The following is a 21,686-nucleotide window of genomic DNA, read 5'->3' on the forward strand; positions in this document are numbered from 1 at the left end:
GACGCCGGTCACCGAAAGGAGCAATCCGTTCCGGGACCGCACCCGACAGACGGGCGCTCGGAAGCGCCGACGCGACGGCGCTCGAAAACGGGACGAACGCGTTCGCAGCCCCGCAGCGACCGCGCGGGACGGCGGCGTTCGTTATCCGAACTGCTCTTCGTACAGCTCCTGTGCGTGTTCGATCGCGTCCATCGCCGCCGCCCTGTCCTCCCATCCGAGCGTCTCGACCTCCTTGCCCTCCTCGAGGTTCTTGTAGGTCGAAAAGAACTCGTCGATCTCGTCGAGGGTCTGTGTCGGGATGTCCTCGAGGTCCTCGAGGTGGTCGTAGCGGGGGTCCTCGGTCGGGACCGCGATGACCTTGTCGTCCTGTTCGCCGTCGTCGTCCATCTTCATCAGCGCGATCGGGCGGGCCTCGATCACGCACCCGGGGAACGTCTGGTCTTCGACCAACACGAGCACGTCGAAGGGGTCCTCGTCGTCGTAGTACGACCGCGGGATGAACCCGTAATCGGAGGGGTAGTGCACGTTCGAGTGCAGCACGCGGTCCAACACGACGCCGGGGACGTCCTTGTCGTACTCGTATTTGTTCCGTTCGCCCTTCAGACACTCGACGACGGCGTAGATCTCCTCGGGCGCGTTCGGTCCCGTCTCCAGGTCCGTCCACAGGTTTGCTCCGGCCATACCCGCAGGTCAGGATCGACCGGCGCAAAGAGCTTTCGACACGGGGCGACCGCGAGCCCCCGGCGCTAGCCGTCGGAGCCCCGCCGCGCCCTCGCCGCGTCGAGGACGAGTTCGACGGAGCGATCGAGCTCCGCCCGCTGTTCGTCGCTCGGCCACGCGTTCCGGCGGAAGTACTCGGTGCGGAACTCGTCGCGCTCGCCCGGGGTCGCCGCCTCGATCGGTTTCGCGTAGTGGTTGCTCATGAACGTCGCGAAGGCGTCGGCCGTGTCGCCGTGGACGTCGCCGTGGCGCTCTCGGACCGTCCGCGCGACGGCCCGGTTGTGTTCGTCGATCTCGCCCCAGTCGTCGCCCGTCCCCGGGCCGGACAGCGAGCGCTCGATCGCCCGGTCGGTGTCGGTGACCGCCTCGAGGACGACCGTCCCGTCCTCGAGCCACTCGGTCGGATAGAGGATCAGCGTCTCGCCGCCGCCGTCGCTTCTGGTCCGGGCGGCGTAGGAGTACTCCGACAGGAGCGCCGAACGGTCCTCGAGGTACGCCTCGCGTTCGCTCTCGTCGGTCGCCGAGCGGGCGCGTCGGGTGAGCCGCACCGCGCGGTCGATCGCGTCCGGCGGCGGTCGGTTCGTCTCAGCCATCGAGTGCCTCGGTCGCGAGTTCGTCCGCCCGATCGTTTATTTCTCTCGGAACGTGATCGATCGACCACGACTCGAAGCCCTCGAGCAGTTCGCGCGCTCGGAGCCGTTTCTCCCGGAGGGCGGGGTCGTTGACGTCGTACTCGCCGCGGACCTGCTTGACCACGAGCTGTGAGTCGCCCCTGATGTCGAGTTCGTCGAAGCCGTAGTCGGCGGCCGCCTCGAGGACGCGAACGAGCGCCTCGTACTCCGCTCGGTTGTTCGTGACGCGGCCGATCCGCTCGGAGCCCTCCGCGACGATCCCGTCGGCCGTGACGAGGACCCACCCGACCGCCCCCGGGCCGGGGTTACCGCGGGAGGCCCCGTCGAAGTACGCGTGTACACGCCCGCCGTCATCACGGAGAAGCCCGAGGATCCGGGTCGGATCGGCGCCCTGAACCACGACGCTGTCCTCGTAGGCGACGGCCGTTGCGCCCCCGTGTTCGGCCCGCCACCGTTCGTGGTCGGTGTTGCCGGACTCGATGTCGATCCCTTCGGTTTCGAGTCGGCGGCGGGCGGCGTCGGGGTCGCAGTCGACGACGGGCATGTTTGCGGCTGGCGACAGGCGGGGTTAGCTGTTGTGGTCCGCCCCGAACGACTCTTGAGGGGCGGACGTCTACCCGGCGTATGCGCCTCGACGAGTACGTGGACGGCCTCGACCGCGACGAGTCGGTCGAACTCCGGAGGCTCGCCGAGGAGAAGTCCTACGCCGTCACGGAGCACATAGACGACGCCCGAACGCGCTTCGACGAGACGCTCTCGGGGGGGACGATGGTGGGATCGACCGCCCCGTCGGTGTTCGTCGGGCGATCGAGCTACCCGAACGTCTCGGCCGGGCTGCTCGCGCCGGTCGGCGACGAGAGCGACGCCGCCGACTACGTGACGACCGCCGAGTGGTACCGACAGGGGTACAGCATCGACGACGTCTTCCGGCGGCGGACCGGGCTGTTGAACTCCACGCGGCGGTCGAACGTCGATGCCCACGACGTCTGGGACGGGTTCGTCGGGACCCAACGGGAGGTCGCGATCGCCGATCGGCCGGTCGATATCGAACTCGATCTCGGCGGTCGGCCGGGGTTCGACCTCGACGGCTCGCTCGAGGACATCGCCGCGCCGAGGGGGCCGCGGGCGAGCGCCGACAGCGCCAGCGTGACGGAGAACCCGTCGGTGCCGCGGGCGATCGAGAAGACGCTCTCGGACGACGAGTGGCGCGCCGAGGGGGCGATCGCGTACCTCTATCGCCGCGGGTTCGACGTCTACGAGATCAACAACGTGCTGTCGGTCGGCGCGCTCGGGAAGGCCGAGCGGAGGCGCCTCGTGCCGACCCGGTGGTCGATCACGGCCGTCGACGACACCGTCGGGCAGTACCTCCGCGGGAGCGTTCGGAACGCCCCGAGCATCGACCGGACGCTCGTCTGGCACAACAGCTACATGGGCAACGAGTACTGGGTGATCGCCGCCCCCGGCGATTGGGAGTTCGAACTCCTCGAACTGAAGGCCCCCGGCAGCATCTGGAACCCCGATCCCGGCGGGCGGTTGTACATGGCCGCCGACAGCGAGGGCCGCGGCGGTCGAAGCGACTACGTCGACGAGACCTCGGGCGCGTACTACGCGGCGCGGTTGGGCGTGCTCGAGGAGCTAGCGGACCGCGGCAGGCAGGCGACGGTGTTCGTCATCCGGCACGCGACGGAGGGGTACTGGGCGCCCGTCGGCGTCTGGCAGGTCCGCGAGTCCGTGCGAAACGCCTTCGAGGGCGACCCGGCCGTCGCCGAGACGTTCCACGGCGCGCTCCGGGAACTCGTCCCGCGGCTGCCCGTCTCGATGGCGGCGTTGCGTAGGAAATCGACGCTCGCCGCCGGGATCCAGAGTGACCTCTCGGCGTTCGGGGCCGGGGTCGGCGCCGACGGCAGGTAGCAAGCGGCCCGTTCGGGCACGTTCGCGGGCGTCCCCGAAGCCGTTAATACCGCATCGCCGTATCGGGAGACATGTCCGGGGTACTCAGCGTGTCGGGGGTCTTCGTCGCCGTGCTTTCGGTCGTCTCGTTGGCTGTGCCCTCGCTGTTTCTGTACAAGATGGCGCGCGAGCGCCGGCTCTTCGAGCGGATGTTGCGGCGCTGAGACGGCCTCGCGTCGTCGAGTCCGGCGGGGAGAAACCACTTAACTGACCGCCCGAAACAGGGGACAACGAGCGATGTTGCTCATCCTGTGTGTCGACCTCGACGACGACCTCGGCCGGAAGACGGCGTTCGACACGCCTGTCGTCGGCCGCGACAGCGTCGAGTCCGCCGCCGTCGCTCTGGCGACCGCCGATCCCGAGGACTCCGACGTGAACGTCTGTTTTCAGGGAACGCACCTCTACGACAGCATCGACGACGAGTCGGTCGAGGTCGCCGTCGTCACCGGAACGGCGAAGGCCGACGTCTCGGCCAACAGGAAGGTCGGCGCGGAGGTCGATACCGTCCTCGCGTCGCTATCGACGCGAGAGGACGTTCGCGCGGTCGTCGTCACCGACGGCGCACAGGACGAGAGCGTGCTGCCGGTCATCCGCTCGCGGGTGCCGATCGACAGCGTGCGGCGTGTCGTCGTCAGGCAGGCCCAGGACCTGGAGTCGATGTACTACACGTTCAAGCAGGTGCTCGCGGACCCCGAGACGCGGGGGACGATACTCATCCCGCTCGGAATCCTGCTTCTCATCTACCCCATCTCGATCGCCGCGGAGATCGTCGGGCTCCCCGGGTCGACGCTCGGGGTCGTCTCGGCGCTTCTCGGGTTGTACGTCCTGTTCCGTGGGCTCGGACTCGAGGACACGATCGACGAGACGATCGAACGGATCCGCGTCGGGCTCTTTTCGGGGCGGATCCAGCTCGTCACGTACGTCGTCGCGGCGGCGCTGATCGCCGTGGGTACCGTCGGCGGCATCGAGGCGGCCGAGACGCGCGTCGGCGTCGATCCGGCGGCCACCGGGCTCGTCGCCGCCTTCGTGTACGGCGCCGTCCAGTGGGTCGCCGCGGCCGGTATCGTCGCCGCGCTCGGCCGGATCACCGACGAGTACCTCGCCGGGGGGTTCCGCTGGCGGTATCTCAACGCGCCGTTTTATGTCGCCGCGATCTCTGTCGTGTTACACGGGCTGAGCGCCTTCTTTCTCTCATTGCCCTTCGCCGGGCTCTCCTATCTTGCGCTCACGCTGACGACGGGGACGTTCATCGGACTCGCGAGCACGCTCGCGTTCGCCGTCGCGGAGCAGCGTTACCCCCAGAGCCGGGACCGCGAACTCACCGGGTGATTCGAACAGGTGGCGCGTTTCGGCCCGATCGCCCGTCCGCCACGCTCCCGCGTTCGGACGACCGGCGACGGCTCAGGACACGGGGATTCGGGTCCCGTCATCGTACATAAACCCGGGCGGTCAGACCGGTGGTTCGACCGCCAGCGCGGTCACGTCGGGCACGCCGAGCGAGCGGTGTCGCCAGCCGTCGCCGACGTTTGCGAGGACGGTCCCGTCGGTCGTGACGGCGTAGACGCCGCCGCCGTGGGCGATGTCGGCGATCGGCTCCGCCACCGGCAGTTCCGTTTCGCGCCACGTCCCGTCGTCGGAGCCGATATAACAGGTCGCCCCGGCCGCGGCGTGTCGCGTCGCCCCGTCGCTCGCGACGACTGAGACGTCGCCTTCGAGGGCGCGCATCCACCCGTTTGCGAGGTAGTACAGCCCCGCCGCCGTCGCGGCGAGGGGGCGGCCGGCGGTCGAGACGTCCCGGGCGTCGTCGAGTCCGACGTGTGTCCCGTCGTGGCGGTGGATGCCGGAGGCGGCGGCGACCATGTCGGAGCTGATCGCGCGGACGGCGTCGAGTTCGGCGAGCGTGGTCCACTCGGTCTCATAACGCGCGAGGCGGCCCGCGCCGGCCGCGATCAGCCGTCCGCTCCGGTCGTGACCGACGGCGCTCGCGGGGCCGAACCCGGTCGCCTCGAACGTCTCCCCGGAGCGGACGAACACGTCATCCGGCGTGCCGACCGCGAGCGAGCCGTCGGCGACGGCGAGATCGGTCACCTCGGCCGCGTACTCCAGCGAGAACTCCCCGACGATGTCGTCGGAGACGGAGACCCGGACCACGCCGGCGGCGGTTCCAACGAACGCGGTCGTCGCGCCCGTCGCGTCGGCGTACACCCGCTTCGCTCGGAGGCTGTCGTCCTCGTCGGTCATACGTCCCCACGGCGTGGCACCGTCGAAAGCGTTTATATCTCGACCGACCGGTCGCCGAACCGATCGAACAGTCGCGCCCCCCACGCGAGGGCGTCGTCGTCGGTGCTGAACACGGCTCCGATCAGAACGCCGTCGTCGTAGCCGAACAGCCCGATCTCCGCGTCGTCGAACAGGACGAACGCAAAGCGTAGTTCGTTGTCGATGCGACGCATCTCGAGGCCGTCCGTGGCGACCGCCTCCGGGAACCGGTCGTACGTGTCGCGGAGGCGCGCGAGCGCGTCGGCCTCGATGACGATCGTCGCCGTCCGCACGCCGTCGTCGACGTCCTCGTGGAGGTCGGCCAAAAACCGCGGCAGCCCCGACGGCGAGACCGCTCTGATGTGGTCCGCGCGGTCGCCGACGGCCTCGAGCCGTTCGAGGGGTCGTTCGGGCGCGTGCCGACCGGGGGCGATGATCCGGCCGCGCTCGAAGAGCGTCGGCGGGAACCGCCGCCCGTCGGGGAGCGTCTCGATCAGCCGCCGGCCGGCGTCGAGGCGGCCGAGGCGTGCGGCGTACTCGTTGTGTCGCTGCCAGGCGAGGCGGCCGAACCCGGTGAGGTCGTACGCGCCGTTGCGGTCGGTGACGATGCCGCGTTCGGTCAGTTCGCGGATCGACTTGTAGACGGTCGAGCGCGAGACGCCCAGTTCGTCCCGGAGGTCCCGCTGGTCGCGGGGCGCGTCGGCGAGCAAGCGCAAAAGCGGCGCTCGCTTCCGAAGGACCGCGGCGAGAGCGTCGATGCCGTCGCGCCGCGTCCGGTCCGGGCCACCCATTTGGCCACCGTACTCCGCGTGTCCACCTGAAGGTTTCGCAGCCCGAGACGCGTCCGCGGCTCCGAACGCCGTTCGGGGCTCGAACGTTCGTGTGGGGTATAACGTAAATACGTCCCGGGGTCTCAATAGAGACGCCCCGCTGGCGGTCCGTTCCTCCGGCCGGACCACGCGTCCGGTGGCTCCGTCCGTACCGGTCGGCAACACCTTTTATGCTCGCGGGCGAGAGAGCCGGTATGGACGTGTTCGGGTCGAGCGGGGTCCGGGGGATCGTCGGCGAAGACATCACGCCGTCGTTCGTCGGCCGGATCGCGGCCGCGGCGGGGGCGGTCCTCGGAAGCGAGACGGTCGCCGTCGCCCGCGACACGCGAACGACCGGGCGGATGCTCGTCGACGCGGCCGCGAGCACGCTCGCCGGCGTCGGCTGTTCGGTCCGTCGCCTCGGCGTCGTGCCGACCCCGGGCGTACAGGCGTACGCGGAGCGACGCGGCGTCCCGGCGGTGGTGGTCACGGCGAGTCACAACCCGCCGGCGTACAACGGCGTGAAGCTGATCGGCGACGACGGGATCGAGCTGTCGGCGGGGACGCTCGAACGGATCGAGCGGCGGCTCGCGGCGGGCGTCGGTTCGGTCGGTTACGCCGAAACCGGCGCGAGCGAGGCCGTCGACGGGGCGAACCGCGCGTACATCGAGGACCTCCTCGGCGAGTTCGACGGTCTCCGAGACCGGATCGCGGACGCCGGGGTGACAGTCGCGCTCGATCCGGGCCACGGCGCCGGCTGTCTCACCAGCCCCCGATTCTTCCGCCGGCTGGGCTGTCGGGTCGTCACGCTCAACGCCCAGCCGGACGGCCGGTTCCCCGGGCGGGACCCGGAGCCGATCGAGGGGAACCTCGCGGACCTCAGGCGGCTCGTCCGGTCGTGTGACGCCGATCTCGGGATCGCCCACGACGGCGACGCCGACCGGGCGATCTTCGTCGACGAGACCGGGTCCCACGTCGACGGCGACGCGTCGTTCGCCGCCCTCGCGGCGTCCGAACTCGGGGGCGACGACGTCGTCGTCTCGGCGGTCAACGTCTCACAGCGCGTCGTCGACGTTGTCTCCGAGGCCGGCGCGGCGCTCGAACTGACGCCGATCGGCAGCACCCACCTCATCACCCGGATGCGGGAGCTGCTGGCCGGGGGCGCGACCGTGCCGATCGCCGGGGAGGGCAACGGCGGGATCTTCTTTCCGGACCACCGGATCGCGCGGGACGGGGCCTACACGGCCGCGCGGTTCATCGGACTCATCGTCGAGCGGACGGCAAGCGGCGTCGCGGCCGACCACGGCGGGTACGCGATGGTCCGGCGGAACCTCGGGTACGACGGGGTCGAGGAGCGCGAGGCGATGCTCGAGGCGGCCGGCGCGTACGCCGAGGCCGCCGACGCGGAGCTGACGACGATCGACGGGTACCGCCTCGATTACGGCGACGCGTGGGTGCTGGCGCGACCGAGCGGGACGGAGCCGCTCGTCAGGCTGTACGCCGAGGCCCGGCGGCGCGAGCGAGCGGAGACGATACTCGATGCGCTCGGCGAGGAGATGCTCCGAGGCCGCTCGGCTGGGTGATCGAGGCGCCGAAGCGGGTCAGCCGCCGTGTTCGTCCAGCGCCGCCTCGAGCCGTTCGAGCTCCGAGCGCGCGGCCGACAGTTCGGCCTCGATCTCGCCGTTCTCGAGGCGTCGCCGCTCGTCGGCGGTGAGCTCCGATCGAGCGTTCGCCGCCCGGCGAAGCCGCTCGTACTCCGGATCTCGGGTCAGAGACCGGACCTCCCGGAGCGTCGCGATCGTCGGTTCCTCGGCGATGCGGTCGACGACCGAAACGAGTTCGTCCGTCCGGAACCGGAGCGTCCCGCCGGGCTTCGGCGGCCACTCGATCCGGAGCGGGGCCGCCGAGAGCCCCTCGAGGTAGGTCCGGTTCGTCGCGACGCGGCGCTTCAACAGCCCCGGGTCCTCGACGTAGTGCGAGAGCTTCGAGTTCGAGTACTCCGCGAACTCGAGGACGTCCGGAACGGGTCGATCGCCGGCGTCGTGGGCCCGAACGTACGCGAGCAGACCCCCCGGCGGCCGCTCGTACCCCACGAGCGGCGTCCGGGCGGCCCGATCGATCACGGAGAGAAACCGGCGGGCGGGCGCCTCGCGGCGGAACGTCTCGAAGCGGTCCTCGATCGCGTCGTTGTACGCCGAGATCGGCTCCCGTAGCCGGTCGATCGGGGCGTCGAGGTCGGCCTCACCGAGCTCGACGAGCCGCCGGAGCGCGTCGATCCGCTCGCGGAGCTCCGAGCGCCGGCGCTGGCCGCGTCGGGAGGCCTCCCGCCGGCGCTGTGTCGCGGATTCGAGCGCCTCGTAGCGCTCGACGACGTCCCGGACGGGCCCGAGGGCCTCTCTGGCGGCGTCGAAATCGGAGACGTCGAGGGACTTCGACACGCCGCTCGTTTTCACGTGGCCGTCGGCCTCCAGGAAGGCCTCGCGCTCGGGGACGTCCTCGGGGATCGACTCCAGCGTCTCCGCGAGGTCGTTGCGGAACTCGACGTAGCCCTCGAAGTCGTCCCAGTCGGTCGCCCGCTCCTCCCAGCGATCGAAAACCGAGACGACGGCGCGGTGCGCGTCGGCGAGGCGCTCGGCGTCCCGTTGGGAGACGCCCGCCGCGTCGAGCTCCGAGCGCCGCGTTTCGACCCGCTCGGCCGCGGTTCGGAGCGCCTCGGCGGCGTCCGATCCCGCCGGTGTCGCTGTGTTTTCGGGCACGCGTTACTCGTAGACCTCGTCCGGGTCGAACACCGGGTCGTCGGTGACCTCGCCGTCGATCGTCCGGTGGAAGCAGCTCTCGTATCCCGTGTGACAGGCCCCGCCGTCCTGATCGACGAGATAGAGGATCGCGTCGCCGTCGCAGTCGACGCGGATCCCCTCTACGTGCTGGACGTGGCCGCTCGTCGCGCCCTTGTGCCACAGCTCGTCGCGGCTCCGGGAGTAGTAGTGGGCGTGGCCGGTCTCGCGGCTCCGCTCGAGGGCCTCCTCGGTGACGTACGCGAGCATCAGCACGTCGCCGGATTCGGCGTCCTGTGCGACCGCCGGCAGCAGTTCGTTCTCCCCGAAGGCGAGGTCGACGCTCATTGTCGACACGACGTCGTTTTGTCGCATATGCCTTTTCCTTGTGGCGGCGGCCGGGCCGCTCGGCGGCGTGAGACGGGCGTCTGACGAACGGTTATACGTCTGGATGCACAACCCACGGTACCGATGGGCAACAAGAACAAGACGATCTCCTTTCGGGTCAACGAGGAGGCCTTCGAGACCCTCCGGGAGATCGCCGAGGAGCGCGACATCTCCCTGTCGGCCGTGTTCCGCGATTACGTGGACACCCTCGTTGCTCACGACGGACAGGTCCGGGTCGTCCCCGAGCACGAACTCACGGGCGGAGGCGCCTCCGAGACGGCCTCCGGGGCCGAGAGCTTCCCGCCGAAAGTCGAGGTGCCGAAGAGCTTCGTCCGCGAACACGAGCGACTGGAGCTAGAGGCCGAACACCTGCGCGAACAGCTTGACGAGTACAAGCAGTACGTCACCCGCCTCAGCCAGCAGGTCGAGGCCCAGGAGGCAGAAGACGTGGTGCAACTCGAGGACCTCGACGGCGACGAGAACGAGGAGGAGCCGTTCCGACTCGGCTGACCGGATCAAAAGGGGCGTTCGATCGATCGCGTCGGGAAGGGAGGTCGACCGCGTTCGGCCGTGTTACCGGGAGAGCTGTCGGCGTCGGCGCCCGAGTTCCCCGCCGACGTCGCGGCGGCCGTCCACGTCGGCGAGCCGTTCGGCCGCCTCGAGGGTCCGCACCGAGTCGTCCAGAAACGACAGCACGTCGCCGGGGTACGCGTACAGCATATAATCGTCGCCCATGACGTCGACGATGGCGTCGGGGCCGAGCCCCTCGGCTCTGAGTTCGAGGAGGTAGGCGATGAACTTCCGCTCGGGGCAGCCGCAGTGGGGGTGGCTCTGGCAGTCGCAATCGAGGAAGTCCTCCGCGAACTCCAGGACGCGATCGCGGGAGGCCTCGTCGAGTTTCGCGATCCCGTCGCCCGAAAAGAGGACGTCGAGCGTCGCCCCCGAGAACGCCCCCTTCGGGAAGCTCGTATCGAGTTGCGAGGCGAGTTGGCGGTGGTTTTTGACGTAGATCTTGTCCGTTATCGCCACGGTACCACGGATAGCCCGCCGAGGAACAAAAACCCGCTGATGGGGGACGAGTCGCCCGAACTGGGGGGCTGAGAAGTCGTAATGTATTTAGGTTCGAACCGGCCTACGTTCAGGTGCGCGTCCGGGTTGGGGTAGTGGTATCCTCCAGCCTTGTGGTGGCTGGGACGTGGGTTCAATTCCCGCACCCGGACTCGCGGTACTCCGCCGGGAGCCGCGCCGACGTGCGGTCCAAGTCCAAGTGCGGGTCCGGGGGCACTCGCCTCGTCGCGCGGTGACGGGGATCTTTTGCGGGCGGCCTCCGTTGGGGGCGTATGAACGTGGCGATCGTGACCGTCGGCGACGAGTTGCTCGCGGGGGACACGGAGAACACGAACGCGTCGTGGCTGGGCAGACAGCTCGCCGAACGGGGCGCGACCGTCGAGCGCGTGTTGACCGTTCCCGACGATCCGGCCGTCATCGCCGACGCGGTCGGACGCTACAGCGACGCCTTCGACGCGGTCATCGTCACCGGCGGCTTGGGGCGGACGCCCGACGACGTCACCATCGAGAGCGTCGCGCGCGCGTTCGGTCGCGACCTCGTCGAGAGCGACCTCGCGCGGGCCGACATCGACCGGACCCTTGAGGGGATCGAAGAGGAGTACCCGGACCTCGACGTCGACGCGGAGGCGGAGGCGGAGATCCCGGTCGGCGCGCGGGCGCTCATCAACCACGCCGGGCTCTCGCCGGGGTGTGTGGTGGAGAACGTCTACGTCCTGCCCGGGATCCCCTCCGAGATGAAGCGGATGTTCGAGGAGATCGGCGGGGAGTTCGGCGGCGACGCCGGCTCCCGGCTGCTGTACACGGAGGAACCGGAGGCGAACCTCATCGAGCGCTTAGACGCCGTCAGGGAGCGATTCGACGTCTCCGTCGGGTGCTACCCGGATCGCGAGGCCGGCCACAACCGGCTGAAGCTCAGCGGGTCCGACGAGGAGGCGCTGACCGAGGCCGAAACCTGGCTGGCCGAGCGGGTCGCCCTCCTCAAGGAGTGAGACGCGAGCCCGAGGCGCCGCGTTGCGGTCGGGTCCGGTCCCGGCCTCAAGCCCGCGGCCGGATCACGACAGCGTTTCGACCAGTTCGATCCGGTAGCCGTCGGGCCCCTCGATAAAGGAGATGCGGACGTCGAAGGCGTCGACGGTCCGGGGCGGCTCGAGGACGGCACAGCCGGTTTCGGCGGCGATCCGGTCGGTCTCGGCGTCGACGTCGTCGACCGAGACCGCGAGGTGATCGATCGTCGTCCGGTCCGGGCGCGGGTCCGGGCCGTCGGGGTCGTACTGGAGCTGCACCGAGCCGTGGTCGCCGCCGATCCAGACGTTCTCGACGCCGTCGATCGTCCCGGCTCGCTTCTCGGTGAGTCCGAGCCCCTCGAGGAAGAACGCCCGGGCCGCCTCGAGGTCCGAAACGCGGATCGCGGTGTGAACGACGTCCATACGGCTCGTTCGGGGCGACCCTTGATAGTTCGCTCGGCGATCCGGACCGATCGGGCCGCGAACGAGACCCAAGAGAGCGCCCGACGCGACGGGGGTCGGCCCGGCGGATACGCTCCGACACGGGGTTTATGTCCGGCGACGCCGTATCCGCGCGTGTGAGCACGCGAACGAGCGCCCTCGGCGATCTGGTTTTCGGCGTCGACATCCAAAGCGGCGACGTGCGGGGCGACGCCCCCTCATACGCCGTCGTCGCCTACGACGGGGAGGCGATCGATCGGGCCGTCGTCTCGCGGCGGAAGCTCCACCGTCGGATCGACGACGAGGAGCCGGCGATACTCGCGACGGACAACGCCTTCGAGTTGGCCGAGGACAAGGGCGCGCTCGTCCGGTTCCTGCGCGGGCTGCCCTCGGAAACGAAACTCGTCCAGGTGACCGGCGACGAGCGGCCCGAGCCGCTCTCGCGGGTGGCCGACAGACACGGCGTGCCGTACGGCAAAAAGCCGATGCGCGAGGCCGAGGCCGCGGCGCGGCTCGCGGCCAGAAACGTCGGGTACGAGGTCTCGGCGTTCACCGACACGACCGATATAAAGGTCGCCAGGGGCCGCTCGACCGGCGGCGGTGGGGGCTGGAGCGAGGACCGCTTCACCCGCCGGATCCACGGGTCGGTCAAGCGGGCCGCCCGGGAGGTCGAATCGGCGCTCGATGAGGCGGCCTTAGAGTACGAAACCGACGTGACCGAGAAGTACGGCGGGTACTCCCAGGCGCGATTCGAGGTCGAGGCGACGCCGGCGGAGATCCCGGTTTCGGCCCGCCGGTCCGGGGACACGCGGATCGAGATCGAGCGCGAGCGGCGCGACGGCATCGAGTACCGCCCGCTCGCAACGCGCCGGGATCACGTCATCGTCGGGATCGATCCCGGGACGACCACCGCGGTGGCGCTGACGGATCTGGACGGCTCGGTCCTCGACGTGTGGTCGAGCCGGACGACGGACACGGCAGACGTCATCGAGTGGATAATCGAACACGGCCGGCCGGTCGTCGTCGCGGCCGACGTCGAGCCGATGCCCGAGACCGTCGAGAAGATCCGCCGGAGCTTCGACGCCGCGGGCTGGATCCCGACCCGGGATCTCCCGGTCGACCGGAAGCTCCACCGGACCCGCGAGGAGGCGTACGACAACGACCACGAACGCGACGCCATGGCGGCCGCGCTGTTCGCCTTCGACGACCACGAGGGCCAGTTCGACCGGATCAGCGCGAAGGTCCCCCCGCAGTTCGAGCGCGGCGAGGTCATCGCCCGGGTCGTCGCCGGCGGCGAGAGCGTCGAGGCGGTCCTCGAGGAGATGGCGGGCGACGAGAGCGACGACGAGCCCGAACCGGCCCACGAGCCGCGGGAGCTCACCGCCGAGGAAAAGGAGATCAAGCGGCTCAAAGAGCGCGTCGAGCGCCTCGAGTCCCACGTCGACGACTTGGAGGGGACCGTCGGTCGGAAGCGCGAGCGCATCGAGGAGCTCGAATCGGAGCTCTCCGAGGCCCGCCGCGAGGAGCGCCGCGAGGCCAGAGAGCGCCGCGAGGTGACGCGGCTTGAGCGCGAAAACGAGCGGCTCAAACGCGAGCTCTCGGAGGCCGAGTCGGCGAACGACGACCTCGAGGGGAAACTCGAGCGGCTCAAGGAGCTGTGGAAGCTCGATCACTCCGATTTCGCCGACGTGGCCGAGAAGAAACGCGACCTCGTTCCCGTCAAGCCGATCGAGCAGTTCACTACGGACGCCATCGAGCGCGCCGACGACGCCTACGGGATCGCGCCCGGCGACGTCGTCTACCTCCGGGACGCGAGCGGCGCGGGACGCCGGACGGCGGAGCTACTCGTCGAGTACGACCCCCGGGTCGTGCTCAAACACGGGCGGCTCTCGGAGCAGGCCGACGAGATACTCTTCGATCGGGACGTCCCCGTCGGGCCGGCCGAGGAGGTGACGATCCAGGAGGTCGACGAACTCGCCGTTGCCCGCGAGAGCGAGGTCGAGGCCGTCGTTGAGGAGTGGCGCGAGCGGGCGGCCGACAGGCGGCGCGAGCGGAAGCAGGCCCAGATCGACCAGCTGATAAGCGAACACCGCGCCCGCGATCAGGGGAGCGAACTCGGGTGACGCCGGGCGGAACGTTCAGGTGACTGGCCCGAGCACCGGCGGTATGAAACAGGCCATCGTTGCGCGGACCGACGTCGGGATGGGGACCGGAAAGCTCGCCGCACAGGTCGCCCACGCCTCGCTGTCCGCCTACGAGGACGCCGGTGAGTCGGCGGGGACCGAGTGGAAATCCGGCGGCCAAACGAAGATCGTCCTGAAGGGAAGCGGGGAGAAACAGCTCCGGGAGTTGGCCGACGCGGCGCGCCGCGAGGGGCTCCCGTACGCCATCGTTCGCGACGCGGGGCACACGCAACTGGAGCCCGGGACCGTCACGGCGCTTGCGGTCGGGCCGGGGTCCGAACGCGTCGTCGACAGGGTGACCGGCGATCTCGAGTTGTACTGAGACCGACGACGCCGACGCCGGGGCCGAGAGTCAGTCGAACCCGCGGGTGTACTGTCGGGGGACCGGCGCGTCGTACCCGAGTTCCTCGGCCGCGTGGACCGCAAAATACGGGTCCCGGAGGTGCTCGCGGCCGACGATCGCGAGGTCGGCGCGCCCGTTGCGGATCACCTCATCGGCGCCGGTCGGCGTGGTGATCTTGCCGACCGCCCCGACCGGAACGCCGCGTTCGGCGACGCGTTCGGCGTACGGCACCTGGTAGTGTGCCCCGGTGTCGGGGACCCGCTGGTCGGGGTGGATCCCCCCCGCGCTCACGTCGACGAGGTCGACGCCGAGGGGCCGTAGGTCGCCGGCGAGGCGGGCCGAGTCCTCGACGGTCCAAGAGTCGCGGTCCGGCAGCCAGTCCGTCGCCGAGATCCGCACGAAGACGGGGGTCTCCTCGGGGACGGCCGCCCTGATCGCCTTGAGGACCTCTCTGAGCAGCCGCGTCCGGTTCTCGAAGCTCCCGCCGTACTCGTCCTCGCGGGCGTTCGTGACCGGCGAGAGGAACTCGTGGAGCAGGTAGCCGTGTGCGGCGTGGATCTCGAGGACGTCGAAGCCGACGTCGACGGCCCGGACGGCCGCATCGACGAAGGCGTCGGTCACGCGGTCGATCCCCGCGCCGTCGAGGCGCTCGGTTTCGGCGGGGGTCTCGGCGGGCCACGGTTCCGCGGTCGGTCCGACCGGCGTCCAGCCGCCGTCGCCGTGGATCGGATCGCCGCCCTCCGAGGGGCGGCGCGTCGACCCCTTCCGGCCGGCGTGTGCGAGTTGGATCCCCGACGTCGCCCCGTGTTTCTCGAGGAACTCCGTGATCGGTGCCAGCGCCTCGGCGTGGTCGTCGCTCCAGATCCCGAGGTCCTGCGGGGAGATGCGACCCCGCGGCGTCACGGCGGTCGCCTCGGTCATCACGATCCCGGCACCGCCGACCGCCCGGCTGCCGAGGTGGACGCGGTGCCAGTCGGTCGCGAGGCCGTCGCCGGCCTCACAGGAGTACTGACACATCGGCGAGACCGCGATACGGTTGCGGGCCGTTACGCCCCGGCACTCGAACGGCGTAAAGAGGTCCATGACCGCCGTTCGCGGAGAGCCCAAAAGACGCTTGTCATCCCGGCGGCGGCGGGCGGGCAGAGCGCCCCGGACGGCAAACGGCTTGCCGCTGGAGGACCCAACGGCGGTATGCGCGAGGCACACCCGGCCGAGGCCGCCGTCGGCATCGAGTACTACGTCTCCGAGACCGAGGGGACCGGCGGCCGCCTCCGGGCGACCGCGGAGTCGTTCCGCGTCCGCGAACGGGAGGCCTTCGGCGCCGACCTCCGGCCGGTCGACGCCGACACCGGGTCCTACCCGCATCTCGTGTTCCGGGCGACGCTGCGGGGCTGGGACACGAACGACTTCGCCGCGGCGCTCTCGGAGCGCCTCGGGGTGAGCCGCGAGCGCGTCTCGTGGGCCGGGACGAAGGACAAACGCGCGGTCACGACGCAGCTGTTCTCGATCAGGCGCGAGGCGAACGCGCTTGTGACCCTCGAGGGGGCCGACATCGAGGTGCTCGGCCGCGCCGGGCGGCCGGTGCTTTTCGGCGACCTCGCCGGCAACGACTTCGAGCTGACAGTCGAGGACCCGACGCGGCCCGACCGCGCCGAAGCCATCGCCGCCGAGCTCCGGGCGTTCGCGGCCGGCGAGGGGCCCGACGCGGCGTCGGACGGGGAGGTTGCCGTGCCGAACTACTTCGGGCAACAGCGGTTCGGCTCGAAGCGGCCGATCACGCACCGGGTCGGGCTCGCGATCCTCGAGGGCGACTGGGAGGCCGCCGCCGTCAGGTACGTTTGTGAGTCGAGCGAGCGCGAGCCCGAACGGACGCGGCGGGGCCGCCGAGCCGTCGCCGAGACGCGCGAGTGGACCGCCGTCCCCGATGAGCTGCCGGGGGGACTCCGGTTCGAGCGGGCGATCGCCGCGCGGTTGGCGGAGGGCGACGACGACCCGACGGACTACCGGGAGGCCCTCGAGCGGCTGCCGAGCAACCTCCAGCGGATGTTCACGAACGCGGCCCAGTCGTACGCGTTCAACCTGATCTGCTCGGAGCGGCTCCGGCGCGGGCTGCCGTTCGACCGGCCGGTCGCCGGCGACGTCGTCTGTTTCGCCGACGGCGACGGGCTCCCGGACCCGGATCGAACCCAGCGCGTCGAGGCGGGCCAGACGGCGACGGTCCGGCGACACTGCGAGCGGGGACGGGCGTTCGTCACGGCGCCGCTCGTCGGGACCGACACCGAGTTCGGGAGCGGCGAACCCGGGGAGATAACCCGGGAGGTGCTGTCCGGGCTCGGGATCGGGCGCTCGGATTTTTCGCTGCCTGGGGAGTTCGACTCGAGCGGTACCCGCCGGGCGATCCGCGTGTCGACGGCCCTCGAGTTCGGGACCGATCCCCTCCGGTTTCGTTTTTCGCTGCCGAAGGGCAGTTACGCGACGGTCCTCGCCAGGGAGTTCCTCAAGACCGACCCCGACGCGCTCGCGTGAGCGCCCGCCGGTTGGGGTCCCGAACCGTCCGGCTTATCGGCGTCGACCGCCACCGTCCGGCATGGAGTGTCGGTGCTGCGCCTCGTCGCTCGATCGACCGGGCGATTACTGTCTGGTCTGTCGGAGCGCGAACGCCGACACGGTCGTGATCGAGTGCGGCCGCGAGCGGGCCACCGTCGCGGCGCTCTTCGAGGAGTCGGTCGTCGGCGAGCGGACGGTCACGACGAAACGGGAGACCGACGAGCGGTGGGTCGGGACGGAGCTCCGGAACTTCGCCGGACGGATCGCCGACGAGGTCCGCCGCAAGCGCCCCGAGGAGGTGTACGCCACCGGCGACCGGGAGGTCATACGCGCCGTCCGGGCCGAGCTGCGGTACCCGCTGTACCGGATCGCCGACGACGATCCGATCGAGGCCGTCCGCCGCAAGCGCGGGGAGCCGGCCCTGGATGTCGTCGAGGCGACGGCGACAGAGAAGCTCGGCGGCAGCCACAGCACGCTCATCGGCGGGCGCGACGGGCGGCGGGCGATCGAGACCGTCGCCGCACACCCCCACGTCAAGAAGATCATCCCGGGGCCGATCGACGCCGGCGGGTCCGGGTCACGGACGGGCGTCCGGGCGAAGGCGACCCGGGCGGACGAACACGGCAACGTCCGGCTGTTGATCCGAGACGGCTCGAGCGTCCAGGAAAACCGGATCGTCACGACGGCCGGCGGTCGGGACCTCGGCGAGCACGTCCGGTCGGACCTCAACGATGCCCTCGCCGACGCCGAGTTGAGCGGCTAAACGCGGGACGCCACGGCCCACCGCGGGCGCTCGGGGAGCCCCCGACCGCCGCGAAACGTGGGGTTTATGCGTTCGCTAAAGAGACGTACTGGTACTATGGCTAAGAGAGGCAAAACCGGAAGCGCCGGGCGCTTCGGCGCGCGCTACGGCCGCGTCGCTCGCCGCCGCGTCGCCGAGATCGAGGAGGACACGCAGAACGCGTCGGTCGACGGCGACAGCGTCAAGCGCGTCGGCACGGGCATCTGGGTCAACGAAGAGACGGGCGAGACGTTCACCGGCGGCGCGTACCGCCCCGAGACGCCGGCCGGCAAGACCGTCACGCGGTCGATCCGGGCCGCGATCGGCGACGACAGCGAGTAACGATGAGCTACAAGTGTTCCCGGTGTAAGCGCGACGTCGAACTCGACGAGTACGGCGGCGTTCGGTGCCCGTACTGCGGGCACCGCGTGCTGCTGAAAGAGCGGAGCCGCGACGTCAAGGAGATCGACGTCGAGTAGCGGCCGGACGGTGCACACCGCCGAACTGCACTTCGAGTACGACGAGACACGGACGGCCGAACTCGTCGCGAGCGCCGTCGGACAGGAGCTCGACGAGATCGACGGCGAGCGCGCCTCGGCGACGCTGTCCCGGGACGGTTCGCGTCTCACTGTCGGCGTCGACGCCGCCGATCTCGTTGCGCTGCGGGCGGGGCTCAACACCTGGGAGACGCTCCTCGAGGTCGCCGAACGGACGGTCCAAGCGGGCGCGTGAGGCGGCCTCGGGCCCGCCTTCGGGCGCCGGGGATCGGCGTCGGATCCGACCGACGGCAGGTCGATCACAACCCTTAATTGATACACCCGACTATCGGAGGACAGCGGGATGGGATAGCCAGGAGATTCCGCCGGGCTCATAACCCGGAGATCGGACGTTCAAATCGTCCTCCCGCTATGGGCGTTCGGCTCCGACCTGCGCTTGTGGCGTTTGTATTCGGATCCGACCGTAGACTCGGGCACAGGTACGGTTTGCTTCGAGTTCGGCTATCGCTTTCAGTCGTCGCCGCTCGGATCGACGACGACGACCGCCCCGTCCTCGACGGTCACGTTGATGAGCGTCTTTGCGCTGTACGCGGAGCCGTCGAGTTCGTTCTCGCCGTCGGTCTTTTTGATGACCGCGACCACGTCGACGATGTTCGCGCCGATGTCCTCGAGAGCCCCACAGACCGCCGACAGCGTCCCGCCCGTCGAGAGCACGTCGTCCAAGACGAGGACGTTGTCGCCCTCCGTGACGTCGTTGATGTACATCTGGTTCTCGGAGTAGCCGGTCTCCTGAAACAGCGGCGTCTCCCCCTCGAGGCCGTACTCGCGTTTCCGGATGACGACCAAGGGGATGTCGGTCATGAGCGAGACCGCGGTCGAGATGTGGATCCCCATCGCCGCCGGCGTGACGATCTTGTCGACGTTCTCGAGTCGGGCCTTCCGGATGATCTTGATGACGATCTCCCTGAGGAGGCCCGGTTCGAGCATGGGGACGCCGTCGCTGATCGGGTGGACGAAGTAGTGGTACCCCTCCTTTTCGATGATCGGGGCCTCCAGCAGCGACCGTCGGAGCTGATCCATGTGCCGGGTACCGGGAGATGGGGGTAAAGCCTAACGGTCACCGGGGGCGGCGCTATTCGTCGGCGTCGGCGAGGGCCCGGAACGCCTCGAGGATGACCTGTTTCGTGACCGCCCCCTGGGTCGTCCAGTGGTGGGCGTAATCGAGCATGTCGTCGTAGATGTCCGGCTTGCAGCCGGCCGCCTTCGGGTGGCCGCCGCCGTTGACCCGGCCGGCGACCTCGTGGCAGCGCTGGAAGGCGTCGGTCCCGCGGATCGACGCCGAGCCCGCGGGTTTGACGATCACCGAGGCGTCCGCGCCAGCCTCCCGCATCGCCTCGGCCACCTCGTTCTGCGAGCACCGGCCGTAGGTGACGCCGACGGTCCACTCGCCGACCTCCTCGTAGTCGGCCCGGTCGACGGCGTGTTCGACGAGGGCGTCCTTCTCGACGCGGCGCTCGGCGAGGAACGATTCGACCGCCTCGGGGAGGTCCGCGCCGTGGTCGAGGACGGTGCCGACGTACTCCTCGGGGTCGGCCCAGTAGGCGTAATCGGCGAGGTCGTCGCTTCGGGGGTCCTCGCGGAGCCAGAGGTCGTGGTCTCTCGTGACGGCCGCCAGTTCGGCGTAGCGGTCCGCGAACTCGTACTCGAGTTCGGCGAGCGCGACGTCGGTCGTACAGACGCTGTCAGAGTCGCCGACGACCAACTCGGCGTGTTCGGCGACGACCTCGGCGAGGCGGTCGTCCCACTGGTGGTGGTCGAACCACCGGATCGAGCCGGCGGCTTCGGCGACGGCGGGGAGCGATCCGACGTCCGATTCGGCGTCGGGACAGAGGTCACAGACGTACAACTCGAGGTCGGGCTCGCCGTACTCGAGGACGTATCCGAGCGCCTCGTCGATCTCGCTGGGGCCGGCCGGGAGCAACGCGGCGTCGCCGAACGCCGCCCGGAGCAGGGCCACGCAGCCGAGTCCGTCGGCGTCCGGGTCGGCGACGACGACCCGACCGGCACCCGAGACAGCCTCGCGGGCCAGCCGCTCTGTCTCCGCGTCGTCGACCGAGTCCGGAATGAAAAACCCCTCGCCGGGGAGGAGCGATCTGCGATAAAGCGCGAGGGTCTCGTCGTCGATGAGGCGGTCGTCCATACCGCCCCGACGGGCGGCGCGGCAAAGAAAGCACCCGTTCGCTCCGCGCGTCCGTCCCGCGGCGACCCGGCGGGTCGGGGGTCACTCCGCCGCGTCCTCGCGCAGGCGGGCGGCCATCTCGAGTTCGAAGTTGCCGGTGTCGGTCGACTCGAAGCCGACGTTTCGGTACAGCGCCGTTGCGGCCCCGTTCCAGCGCTCGACGGTCAGCCAGACGCGTTCGATCCCGTCTTCGCGTCCGGCACCCAAAAGCGCCTCGATGAGCTCCGTCCCGATCCCGGCCCCCTGGTAGGGCCCGAGGACGAAGATCGCGAGTTCACAGGCGCCCTTCCCGTCGGGGACGAGCGTCGCGTGTCCGATCGGGTCCTCGTCGTGCCACGCGACGACGTTGACACAGTCGTCCTCGAAGAGGCCCTCGAGCCACGTCCGGATCTGGTCCTCCCTGGCCGGGGGGATCCCCTGCGCGCGGTCCTCGGGATCGAAGGCGGTGTACATCCCGGCAAGGGTGTCGACGCCCTCGGCGTACCGGCGGATCGCTATCGGTCGCTCCTCGCGGTCGAGGAACGTCCGGGGCGGCGGCTCGTAGGGGCCGGCCACCGTGGCCGGGTACTCGCGGGTCATCGGATGAGCGTCACCGTCGTCTGTGCGTTCAACAGGACGAACTCGGAGATCGAGCCGAGCTGCACCTTTCCGAGCGGGCTCGTCTCCCCGCCGCCGAGGACGATCCGGTCGAACGAGCCCCGCTCGGCCAACTCGAGGAGCTGGCTCCCGGGGTGCCCCGAGAGGCTCTCGATGTCGGCGTCGAACCCCGCCTCCCCAAGGGCCGCCGCGATCCGATCGCGGAGGTCGGCCTCCGTCATGTCGCTATCGGAGTTCTCGACGATGGCGATCGTCAGGTCGTCGTCGGCCTCCTTGGCCCGCTCGATGGCCTTCTCGAGGGCGTACAACGAGTCGTCGCTCCCGCCGATTCCCAACAGCGTTTTCATGCACCGTTTTCGCCGGCTGGAAGCAAAAGCCTCCCGCACGGCGGTGGTCGCCGCCGTCTGCCGTCCGTCTGACATCTCCGGTACGCTTTTTCGCGGCGGATCGCTACG

The 21,686-nt window shown here is 70.0% G+C and carries 27 protein-coding genes and 2 tRNA genes; 15 read left to right on the plus strand and 14 right to left on the minus strand.

Annotated elements, in window-relative coordinates; all coding sequences use genetic code 11:
• Positions 1-141 precede the first annotated feature (141 nt).
• From Q0916_RS02130 to rnhA, 3 genes are all read right to left on the minus strand, one after another.
• Complete coding sequence (locus Q0916_RS02130; protein WP_299233705.1) at positions 142-681, minus strand: inorganic diphosphatase; 540 nt, start codon at positions 679-681, stop codon at positions 142-144.
• Between the two features lie 65 nt (positions 682-746).
• Positions 747-1,313: a DUF7108 family protein gene (locus tag Q0916_RS02135; RefSeq protein ID WP_299233706.1), complete on the minus strand. Its 567-nt coding sequence runs from the start codon at positions 1,311-1,313 to the stop codon at positions 747-749.
• Entirely contained in the window at positions 1,306-1,896 is a 591-nt protein-coding gene (gene rnhA, locus Q0916_RS02140; RefSeq protein ID WP_299233707.1) for a ribonuclease HI, read from the minus strand. The genes Q0916_RS02135 and rnhA overlap by 8 nt, the downstream gene beginning before the upstream one ends.
• An 80-nt stretch (positions 1,897-1,976) precedes the next feature.
• Between rnhA and nreA the strand changes: the two genes are divergently transcribed.
• From nreA to Q0916_RS02155, 3 genes are all read left to right on the plus strand, one after another.
• On the plus strand, positions 1,977-3,263 hold the full coding sequence (nreA, locus tag Q0916_RS02145; RefSeq protein ID WP_299233709.1) for a DNA repair protein NreA: 1,287 nt from the start codon (positions 1,977-1,979) through the stop codon (positions 3,261-3,263).
• Between the two features lie 71 nt (positions 3,264-3,334).
• A complete protein-coding gene (locus Q0916_RS02150) occupies positions 3,335-3,466 on the plus strand; it encodes a hypothetical protein (RefSeq protein ID WP_299233710.1) in 132 nt (43 codons plus the stop codon).
• Between the two features lie 73 nt (positions 3,467-3,539).
• Complete coding sequence (locus Q0916_RS02155; protein WP_299233712.1) at positions 3,540-4,631, plus strand: DUF373 family protein; 1,092 nt, start codon at positions 3,540-3,542, stop codon at positions 4,629-4,631.
• Between the two features lie 120 nt (positions 4,632-4,751).
• On the opposite strand, the gene Q0916_RS02160 is transcribed toward Q0916_RS02155, so the two are convergent.
• Together Q0916_RS02160 and Q0916_RS02165 are read right to left on the minus strand one after the other, a co-directional pair.
• Entirely contained in the window at positions 4,752-5,543 is a 792-nt protein-coding gene (locus Q0916_RS02160) for an HVO_0234 family beta-propeller protein (protein ID WP_299233713.1), read from the minus strand.
• 32 nt (positions 5,544-5,575) lie between these two features.
• Positions 5,576-6,352: a helix-turn-helix transcriptional regulator gene (locus Q0916_RS02165; protein ID WP_299233716.1), complete on the minus strand. Its 777-nt coding sequence runs from the start codon at positions 6,350-6,352 to the stop codon at positions 5,576-5,578.
• A gap of 233 nt (positions 6,353-6,585) precedes the next feature.
• Between Q0916_RS02165 and glmM the strand changes: the two genes are divergently transcribed.
• Entirely contained in the window at positions 6,586-7,953 is a 1,368-nt protein-coding gene (glmM, locus tag Q0916_RS02170) for a phosphoglucosamine mutase (RefSeq protein ID WP_299233718.1), read from the plus strand.
• Positions 7,954-7,971: 18 nt separating this feature from the next.
• Here glmM and Q0916_RS02175 read toward each other — a convergent pair whose 3' ends face one another.
• Positions 7,972-9,126, minus strand: a complete 1,155-nt coding sequence (locus Q0916_RS02175) for a DUF7118 family protein (protein ID WP_299233720.1) — start codon at positions 9,124-9,126, stop codon at positions 7,972-7,974.
• Positions 9,127-9,129: 3 nt separating this feature from the next.
• Positions 9,130-9,519, minus strand: coding sequence for a phosphoribosyl-AMP cyclohydrolase (gene hisI / locus Q0916_RS02180; RefSeq protein ID WP_299233722.1), 390 nt, complete (start codon positions 9,517-9,519; stop codon positions 9,130-9,132).
• Between the two features lie 96 nt (positions 9,520-9,615).
• Between hisI and Q0916_RS02185 the strand changes: the two genes are divergently transcribed.
• Positions 9,616-10,041, plus strand: a complete 426-nt coding sequence (locus Q0916_RS02185; protein WP_299233724.1) for a ribbon-helix-helix protein, CopG family — start codon at positions 9,616-9,618, stop codon at positions 10,039-10,041.
• A 63-nt stretch (positions 10,042-10,104) separates the two neighbouring features.
• Here the strand turns inward: Q0916_RS02185 and Q0916_RS02190 are convergent, their stop codons facing one another.
• On the minus strand, positions 10,105-10,560 hold the full coding sequence (locus tag Q0916_RS02190; protein ID WP_299233726.1) for a DUF5814 domain-containing protein: 456 nt from the start codon (positions 10,558-10,560) through the stop codon (positions 10,105-10,107).
• Positions 10,561-10,680: 120 nt separating this feature from the next.
• On the opposite strand from Q0916_RS02190, the gene Q0916_RS02195 reads away from it, so the two are divergent.
• Together Q0916_RS02195 and Q0916_RS02200 are read left to right on the plus strand one after the other, a co-directional pair.
• Positions 10,681-10,751 (plus strand) — tRNA-His (locus Q0916_RS02195).
• A 120-nt stretch (positions 10,752-10,871) separates the two neighbouring features.
• Positions 10,872-11,588, plus strand: a complete 717-nt coding sequence (locus tag Q0916_RS02200) for a competence/damage-inducible protein A (RefSeq protein WP_299233728.1) — start codon at positions 10,872-10,874, stop codon at positions 11,586-11,588.
• Positions 11,589-11,651: 63 nt separating this feature from the next.
• On the opposite strand, the gene Q0916_RS02205 is transcribed toward Q0916_RS02200, so the two are convergent.
• The gene (locus tag Q0916_RS02205; protein WP_299233730.1) at positions 11,652-12,026 is read right to left on the minus strand and encodes a VOC family protein; all 375 of its coding nucleotides are present in this window, start codon (positions 12,024-12,026) and stop codon (positions 11,652-11,654) included.
• A gap of 155 nt (positions 12,027-12,181) precedes the next feature.
• Here Q0916_RS02205 and Q0916_RS02210 point away from each other — a divergent pair, with 155 nt between their 5' ends.
• Both Q0916_RS02210 and pth2 read left to right on the plus strand, forming a co-directional pair.
• Positions 12,182-14,167, plus strand: a complete 1,986-nt coding sequence (locus Q0916_RS02210) for a DUF460 domain-containing protein (RefSeq protein ID WP_349254493.1) — start codon at positions 12,182-12,184, stop codon at positions 14,165-14,167.
• A gap of 43 nt (positions 14,168-14,210) precedes the next feature.
• Positions 14,211-14,549, plus strand: a complete 339-nt coding sequence (gene pth2 / locus Q0916_RS02215) for a peptidyl-tRNA hydrolase Pth2 (protein ID WP_299233758.1) — start codon at positions 14,211-14,213, stop codon at positions 14,547-14,549.
• A gap of 30 nt (positions 14,550-14,579) precedes the next feature.
• On the opposite strand, the gene Q0916_RS02220 is transcribed toward pth2, so the two are convergent.
• Positions 14,580-15,653 (minus strand): NADH:flavin oxidoreductase/NADH oxidase, encoded by a 1,074-nt coding sequence (locus tag Q0916_RS02220; protein WP_299233761.1) that lies wholly within the window; start codon positions 15,651-15,653, stop codon positions 14,580-14,582.
• 108 nt (positions 15,654-15,761) lie between these two features.
• On the opposite strand from Q0916_RS02220, the gene truD reads away from it, so the two are divergent.
• From truD to Q0916_RS02250, 6 genes are all read left to right on the plus strand, one after another.
• On the plus strand, positions 15,762-17,096 hold the full coding sequence (gene truD / locus Q0916_RS02225; RefSeq protein WP_299233763.1) for a tRNA pseudouridine(13) synthase TruD: 1,335 nt from the start codon (positions 15,762-15,764) through the stop codon (positions 17,094-17,096).
• A gap of 61 nt (positions 17,097-17,157) precedes the next feature.
• Positions 17,158-17,880, plus strand: coding sequence for a DUF2103 domain-containing protein (locus tag Q0916_RS02230; RefSeq protein ID WP_299233765.1), 723 nt, complete (start codon positions 17,158-17,160; stop codon positions 17,878-17,880).
• Positions 17,881-17,976: 96 nt separating this feature from the next.
• Complete coding sequence (locus tag Q0916_RS02235; RefSeq protein WP_299233769.1) at positions 17,977-18,240, plus strand: 50S ribosomal protein L37ae; 264 nt, start codon at positions 17,977-17,979, stop codon at positions 18,238-18,240.
• A 2-nt stretch (positions 18,241-18,242) separates the two neighbouring features.
• Positions 18,243-18,377: a DNA-directed RNA polymerase subunit P gene (locus Q0916_RS02240; RefSeq protein WP_004051415.1), complete on the plus strand. Its 135-nt coding sequence runs from the start codon at positions 18,243-18,245 to the stop codon at positions 18,375-18,377.
• Positions 18,378-18,387: 10 nt separating this feature from the next.
• Positions 18,388-18,630 (plus strand): KEOPS complex subunit Pcc1, encoded by a 243-nt coding sequence (locus Q0916_RS02245; RefSeq protein WP_299233788.1) that lies wholly within the window; start codon positions 18,388-18,390, stop codon positions 18,628-18,630.
• A gap of 102 nt (positions 18,631-18,732) precedes the next feature.
• Positions 18,733-18,807 (plus strand) — tRNA-Met (locus Q0916_RS02250).
• 98 nt (positions 18,808-18,905) lie between these two features.
• Here Q0916_RS02250 and hpt read toward each other — a convergent pair.
• From hpt to Q0916_RS02270, 4 genes are all read right to left on the minus strand, one after another.
• Positions 18,906-19,475 carry a hypoxanthine/guanine phosphoribosyltransferase gene (gene hpt / locus Q0916_RS02255; RefSeq protein WP_299233790.1) on the minus strand — a complete coding sequence of 190 codons (570 nt, stop codon included), beginning with the start codon at positions 19,473-19,475 and terminating at the stop codon, positions 18,906-18,908.
• Between the two features lie 52 nt (positions 19,476-19,527).
• A complete protein-coding gene (locus tag Q0916_RS02260) occupies positions 19,528-20,595 on the minus strand; it encodes a DHH family phosphoesterase (protein ID WP_299233791.1) in 1,068 nt (355 codons plus the stop codon).
• Between the two features lie 81 nt (positions 20,596-20,676).
• Positions 20,677-21,213, minus strand: coding sequence for a GNAT family N-acetyltransferase (locus Q0916_RS02265; protein WP_299233792.1), 537 nt, complete (start codon positions 21,211-21,213; stop codon positions 20,677-20,679).
• Positions 21,210-21,578 (minus strand): universal stress protein, encoded by a 369-nt coding sequence (locus Q0916_RS02270; RefSeq protein ID WP_299233794.1) that lies wholly within the window; start codon positions 21,576-21,578, stop codon positions 21,210-21,212. Before Q0916_RS02270 ends, Q0916_RS02265 begins: the two co-directional genes overlap by 4 nt.
• Between the last annotated feature and the right edge of the window lie 108 nt (positions 21,579-21,686).

Origin of the sequence: Natronomonas sp. (assembly GCF_028274965.1) — an archaeon.
In the GTDB taxonomy this organism is placed as follows: domain Archaea; phylum Halobacteriota; class Halobacteria; order Halobacteriales; family Haloarculaceae; genus Natronomonas.

What these genes read in the sequence shown, in the direction of transcription:
- Q0916_RS02240 (WP_004051415.1), top strand. Translation starts at nt 18,243, where the DNA reads ATGAGCTACAAGTGTTCCCGGTGTAAGCGCGACGTCGAACTCGACGAG.
- Q0916_RS02200 (WP_299233728.1), top strand. Translation starts at nt 10,872, where the DNA reads ATGAACGTGGCGATCGTGACCGTCGGCGACGAGTTGCTCGCGGGGGAC.
- pth2 (WP_299233758.1), top strand. Translation starts at nt 14,211, where the DNA reads ATGAAACAGGCCATCGTTGCGCGGACCGACGTCGGGATGGGGACCGGA.
- Q0916_RS02165 (WP_299233716.1), bottom strand. Translation starts at nt 6,352, where the DNA reads ATGGGTGGCCCGGACCGGACGCGGCGCGACGGCATCGACGCTCTCGCC.
- Q0916_RS02235 (WP_299233769.1), top strand. Translation starts at nt 17,977, where the DNA reads ATGGCTAAGAGAGGCAAAACCGGAAGCGCCGGGCGCTTCGGCGCGCGC.
- glmM (WP_299233718.1), top strand. Translation starts at nt 6,586, where the DNA reads ATGGACGTGTTCGGGTCGAGCGGGGTCCGGGGGATCGTCGGCGAAGAC.
- nreA (WP_299233709.1), top strand. Translation starts at nt 1,977, where the DNA reads ATGCGCCTCGACGAGTACGTGGACGGCCTCGACCGCGACGAGTCGGTC.
- Q0916_RS02130 (WP_299233705.1), bottom strand. Translation starts at nt 681, where the DNA reads ATGGCCGGAGCAAACCTGTGGACGGACCTGGAGACGGGACCGAACGCG.
- Q0916_RS02230 (WP_299233765.1), top strand. Translation starts at nt 17,158, where the DNA reads ATGGAGTGTCGGTGCTGCGCCTCGTCGCTCGATCGACCGGGCGATTAC.
- Q0916_RS02185 (WP_299233724.1), top strand. Translation starts at nt 9,616, where the DNA reads ATGGGCAACAAGAACAAGACGATCTCCTTTCGGGTCAACGAGGAGGCC.
- rnhA (WP_299233707.1), bottom strand. Translation starts at nt 1,896, where the DNA reads ATGCCCGTCGTCGACTGCGACCCCGACGCCGCCCGCCGCCGACTCGAA.
- truD (WP_299233763.1), top strand. Translation starts at nt 15,762, where the DNA reads ATGCGCGAGGCACACCCGGCCGAGGCCGCCGTCGGCATCGAGTACTAC.
- Q0916_RS02155 (WP_299233712.1), top strand. Translation starts at nt 3,540, where the DNA reads ATGTTGCTCATCCTGTGTGTCGACCTCGACGACGACCTCGGCCGGAAG.
- Q0916_RS02135 (WP_299233706.1), bottom strand. Translation starts at nt 1,313, where the DNA reads ATGGCTGAGACGAACCGACCGCCGCCGGACGCGATCGACCGCGCGGTG.
- Q0916_RS02265 (WP_299233792.1), bottom strand. Translation starts at nt 21,213, where the DNA reads ATGACCCGCGAGTACCCGGCCACGGTGGCCGGCCCCTACGAGCCGCCG.
- hpt (WP_299233790.1), bottom strand. Translation starts at nt 19,475, where the DNA reads ATGGATCAGCTCCGACGGTCGCTGCTGGAGGCCCCGATCATCGAAAAG.
- Q0916_RS02270 (WP_299233794.1), bottom strand. Translation starts at nt 21,578, where the DNA reads ATGAAAACGCTGTTGGGAATCGGCGGGAGCGACGACTCGTTGTACGCC.
- Q0916_RS02150 (WP_299233710.1), top strand. Translation starts at nt 3,335, where the DNA reads ATGTCCGGGGTACTCAGCGTGTCGGGGGTCTTCGTCGCCGTGCTTTCG.
- Q0916_RS02160 (WP_299233713.1), bottom strand. Translation starts at nt 5,543, where the DNA reads ATGACCGACGAGGACGACAGCCTCCGAGCGAAGCGGGTGTACGCCGAC.
- Q0916_RS02220 (WP_299233761.1), bottom strand. Translation starts at nt 15,653, where the DNA reads ATGGACCTCTTTACGCCGTTCGAGTGCCGGGGCGTAACGGCCCGCAAC.
- Q0916_RS02260 (WP_299233791.1), bottom strand. Translation starts at nt 20,595, where the DNA reads ATGGACGACCGCCTCATCGACGACGAGACCCTCGCGCTTTATCGCAGA.
- Q0916_RS02205 (WP_299233730.1), bottom strand. Translation starts at nt 12,026, where the DNA reads ATGGACGTCGTTCACACCGCGATCCGCGTTTCGGACCTCGAGGCGGCC.
- hisI (WP_299233722.1), bottom strand. Translation starts at nt 9,519, where the DNA reads ATGCGACAAAACGACGTCGTGTCGACAATGAGCGTCGACCTCGCCTTC.